Origin of the sequence: Achromobacter sp. (assembly GCF_036567245.1) — a bacterium.
Taxonomy (GTDB): domain Bacteria; phylum Pseudomonadota; class Gammaproteobacteria; order Burkholderiales; family Burkholderiaceae_B; genus Achromobacter.
The window spans coordinates 1-3,879 of record NZ_DATCUY010000041.1 but is presented as its reverse complement, the minus strand read 5'-3'; the positions used below and the strand labels follow the sequence as shown (position 1 = coordinate 3,879).

General features: G+C 68.0%; 3 protein-coding genes and 1 pseudogene. 2 read left to right on the top strand and 2 right to left on the bottom strand.

What is annotated here, in order from left to right; all coding sequences use genetic code 11:
• Together VIR09_RS01470 and VIR09_RS01465 are read right to left on the bottom strand one after the other, a co-directional pair.
• A pseudogene (locus VIR09_RS01470) lies at positions 1–249 on the bottom strand (tripartite tricarboxylate transporter substrate-binding protein); the annotation flags it as partial.
• A 48-nt stretch (positions 250–297) separates the two neighbouring features.
• Positions 298–1,998: an acyl-CoA dehydrogenase family protein gene (locus VIR09_RS01465; RefSeq protein WP_332011092.1), complete on the bottom strand. Its 1,701-nt coding sequence runs from the start codon at positions 1,996–1,998 to the stop codon at positions 298–300.
• 126 nt (positions 1,999–2,124) lie between these two features.
• Between VIR09_RS01465 and VIR09_RS01460 the strand changes: the two genes are divergently transcribed.
• Together VIR09_RS01460 and VIR09_RS01455 are read left to right on the top strand one after the other, a co-directional pair.
• Entirely contained in the window at positions 2,125–3,027 is a 903-nt protein-coding gene (locus VIR09_RS01460) for a LysR family transcriptional regulator (RefSeq protein WP_332011090.1), read from the top strand.
• A gap of 256 nt (positions 3,028–3,283) precedes the next feature.
• On the top strand, positions 3,284–3,879 hold a 596-nt coding region (locus VIR09_RS01455; protein ID WP_332011088.1), incomplete at its 3' end, for a SulP family inorganic anion transporter.

The following is a 3,879-nucleotide window of genomic DNA, read 5'->3' as shown; positions in this document are numbered from 1 at the left end:
CGCCACGTATTCCGAACCGATGTTGCCGCCCGCGCCTGCGCGGTTTTCGACGATGACATTCTGGTTCAGCGGCTGCCTGAGTTTGTCGGCCAGCCTGCGCGCCAGGGCATCGGTGGGACCGCCGGGCGGGAAGGGCACAATCAGCGTCACGGGCCGGGCCGAGGGGTAGGCGTCCGCGGCCAGCGCGGGCGTGGTGGGGGCGATGGCGATGGCCGTAGCCAGCAGCAGGGGAGTGAGGAATCGGTTCATGTTTGTCTCCAGTGGGTTGCGCGCCAGCTGTGCCGCTGGCGTCGGTTCTTACAGCGCGTACTGCAGGATGGCCCGGCACGCCGCGCTTTCGTCGGCCGGGATGGCATAGGGATCGCGCGGGCCCAGGCGGTGCTGCAGCACCTGGTCGGCCAGCAGCGCGCGGCTTTCCAGGCCGGGTTCGGTGGCTTCCCAACGCAGGGCGGCCATGGACACCGCGTGGTACAGCAGCGACGCCGCCTGGCGCGCCAGTTCGGGGCGGTCGGCCTGGGCGGCGTGTTCCGCCAGCGCATAGGTTTGTTCCAGCGCGCGCGCCTGCATGTCGGCCAGCGCGGGCGGGCAGGGGCGGCCTGCGGCCAGCAGGCCGTCGATGTGGCTGCGCAGCGCCGGCAGCGAGTTTTCCCGGGTGATGGCGCGCAAGACGTCCAGCGCCACGATGTTGCTGGTGCCTTCCCAGATGGAACCCAGGTGGGCGTCGCGCACCAGCCGCGGCTCGGTCCATTCCTCGATGTAGCCGCAGCCGCCGCGCACCTCCATGGCGTCCCCGGTCACCTTGCGGGCGTCGCGGCAGGCGCGGAACTTGATCAGCGGCGTGAGGATGCGCGCCAGCGCGGGATCGGCCGCGCCATGGTCGGCGTCGGCCAGCGCGCGCGCAGTCTGGAACATCACGCTGCGCGCCTGTTCGGCCCAGACTGTCATCTTGACCAACTGGCGCTGCATCAGCGGCATGTCGATCAGGCGCTTGCCGAAAGCGCGCCGGTGCTGCGAGACGTAGACCGCCTCGGTCACGGCGCGGCGCATCAGGCCGGCGGCGCGCATGCCATTGGACAGGCGCGAGTTGTTGATCATGTCGGCCATGTGCTTGAAGCCGCGGCCGCGTTCGCCCACCAGCCAGGCCACCGCGCCTTCCAGGCGGATTTCGCCGCTGGCCATCGAGCGCGTGCCCAGCTTGTCCTTCAGGCGCAGGATGCGATAGTGGTTGTGGGTGCCGTCGGCCAGGTCGCGCGGTAGCAGGAACAGCGACACGCCCTTCAGGCCGGGCTGGGGTTCGCTGCGTGCCAGCACCATGGCGTAGCCGGCGTCCGGATTGGAGCAGAACCACTTGTCGCCGTGGATCAGCCAGGTGCCGTCGTCCTGCGCGGTGGCGGTGACCTCGGTGGCGCTGACGTCCGAACCCGCGCCCTGTTCGGTCATGAACATGGCGCCCTGGCGCAGCGTGTCGAAATCCTGCGAGGTCACCTCGGGCAGGACTCGCTCGACCAGTTCCGGGTCGCCGAACTTGCGCAGGGTGCGGGCCAGCGAATCGGTCATGCTGACCGGGCAGCACAGGCCGAATTCCGCCTGCACGAACAGATGGCTGAGCGCGTATTTGGCGGCTGCGGGCATGGGCTCGGGCCAGCCCAGCACGCCGCCGCGGTGCGACAACGCGGCCAGGCCGAATTCGCTGTAGGCCAGGCGTTCCAGTTCGACATAGGCGGGATGCTTGTCGATGCGGGACTCGTCGGTGCCGGCGCGGCTGCGCACGGACAGCGTGGGCGGGTTCCTGTCGGCCGTGGCGGCCAGCTCGTCCATGACGCCGCCGGCCAGCGCGCCCAGGCGCTCCAGATGGGGCAGCAGATGGGCGTGCAGCGCGGGCGGCAGATAGCGCCGGCTCAACGCCTCGGCGTAAGGATCAGCGCTGAACAGGTTCTGTCCGCGCGAATCCGGAACGGGCGTGGCGGCGGGGGGCGCGGTCTTGACGGGGGTATCCATGGCGGCATCCAGCTGAAGACGGGAACGATGCCTGTGATGGTGCTTGCATGGATTAATCTATACAAATACTGTTTGCGTGTAGAACAATCCAAAAAAAGTATGAATTACCCGCCCCAGGAGAGACCGATGGACCTGGATCCGCGCCTGCTGCGCTACTTCATCGCCGTGGCCGAAGAGCGCCATTTCAGCCGCGCGGCCACCCGGCTGCACATTTCCCAGCCGCCGCTCAGCTACGCCATCCGGCAGCTGGAGGAGAACGTTGGCGCGCGCCTGCTGACCCGCACCAGCCGCCACGTGGAGCTGACCGACGCCGGCCAGGTGCTGTACCGCGAAGCTCTGACGCTGCTGCGCCAGGCCGAAGAGGTGCGCACGCTGGTGCAGCGCGTGGACGCGGGCCTGCGCGGCCGGCTGCGCATCGGCTTCGTGGGGTCCATGCTGTACCGCGGCTTGCCTGCACTGCTCAATGCCATGCGCGCAGAGCTGCCTGACGTGGAGCACGTGCTGACCGAGCTGAACTCGCACGACCAGATCGAGGCCGTGCGCCGCGGCGAGCAGGACCTGGGCTTCATCCACGCCAACCCCGTGCCTAATGGCGTGCTGGCGCGCGACCTGATGGCCGAGCCTTTCATGGTTTGCCTGCCGCAGGCGCATCCGCTGGCCGGGCGGGACGCCTTGCGCCTGGCGGAGCTGGCGGCGGACGATTTCGTCTTCTTCGCCCGGGCGGCCTCGCCCAGCTATTACGAGACGGTGCTGTCCATGTGCGTATCGGCGGGCTTCATGCCCGTGATCCGGCACGAGGTGCGGCATTGGCTGAGCGTGGCGTCGCTGGTGTCGCAGGGGTTGGGCGTGTCCATCGTGCCGGCCTGCCTGTCACGCAGCGGTTTGGCCGGGACGCGGTTCATTGCCTTCGAGCACGAGGCGCGCTCGCTCAGCCAGATGATCTGGCGCGAGGCCGCGCGCACGCCGCTGCAGGAAAAAGCGGTGGAAATGGCGGCACGGCATGATTGGGATAGCCCCCAAACGCCATGAAGCGCGCAATGCGGGTAGGCAGAACCCGCCCAAAGGCTTATCGTTAGCGGTATCCCGCGCCGTCAGTATCCGGCCAGGGATGGAACCGTTTGCATACGGACGAACGCGAATTCCGGGTTTTAGCCATGTCCTACCGACCAGTCCTGCCGCTGACGCGCCGCAGGCGATTCATCACCAGGCTGCGCCACTGCGGCCCTCCGGCGAAGTACTGAACCCCACTGCAGGGCGTTTCGGTTCCACTTCTCCGGAGTCTTTCGTGGAAATTCCTTTTTCGTTTCGGCCGCGTCTTTTTGACGCGTTGCGCGGTTACGACCGTGTCCGCTTCGCGCAGGACCTGGGCGCAGGGCTTACCGTGGCCGTGGTCGCGCTGCCGCTGGCCATGGCGTTCGCCATCGGCTCGGGTCTCAAGCCCGAGGCCGGCCTCTTCACTTCCATCATCGCGGGCTTCCTGGTCGCCTTGCTCGGCGGCAGCCGGGTACAGATCGGCGGCCCGGCGGGCGCCTTCATCGTCATCGTCTACGACATCGTGCAGCAGTACGGCGTCGCCAATCTGATCATCGCCACGGCACTGTCCGGCGTGCTGCTGTTCGTGATGGGGCTGCTCAGGCTGGGCACGCTGGTGCGCTTCATCCCTGTGGCGGTGATCATCGGCTTCACCAATGGCATCGCGGTGCTGATTGCGCTGTCGCAGGTCAAGGATTTCCTGGGCCTTTCGATTCCCAAGATGCCGGGTGACTTCTTCGGCATCCTGGGTGCGCTGGGCAGCCACCTGTCCACGCTCAATCCCTGGGCCGCCGGCGTGGCGCTGCTGTCGCTGGCGGTGATCGTCGGCTGGCAGCGCTGGCTGCCAGC